Raw genomic sequence first — 375 nt, 5'->3', positions numbered from 1 at the left:
ACTAAATAGTAGTAATGAAACCAGTGAAGAGGAAAGACTCATGGAAGAACAAGAGGGAATGGAAGAAACCCGCCTAGATAATGAATCATATGACATTAAAGAAACTCTTGAAGTAGATAATGATGAAAATGGTGGCGTAGCTAACATTGAATTAAGTGATGGTGAATTAGAAGAGATGCTATCAAAGCGTCCAGACCTATTAGCTAAACTTCAAAACAAAGGTGAAGAACCTGAAACACTAAATAGTAATGATCCAGTAGAAACCGAAGATACACGTACTGCTAGTAATGCAGACGGTGAAGCAATTCATCAAGAAGATGAAGCAGAACAAGAACGCAAGCGTGAACTTACTTCAATTGGTTCAGTACTTAATGT

The 375-nt window shown here is 37.1% G+C and carries 1 protein-coding gene; it reads left to right on the top strand.

What is annotated here, in order from left to right; all coding sequences use genetic code 11:
• Positions 1–40: 40 nt before the first annotated feature.
• Positions 41–375: hypothetical protein (locus IM273_RS22350; protein WP_193055678.1), on the top strand; the 335-nt coding region annotated here is incomplete at its 3' end.

Source organism: Enterobacter cloacae complex sp. P13B (assembly GCF_014895915.1).
Classification (GTDB): Bacteria; Pseudomonadota; Gammaproteobacteria; order Enterobacterales; family Enterobacteriaceae; genus Enterobacter; species Enterobacter bugandensis.
Note: the sequence above shows the minus strand (reverse complement) of the source record. Positions and strands in the feature narration are given on the sequence as shown.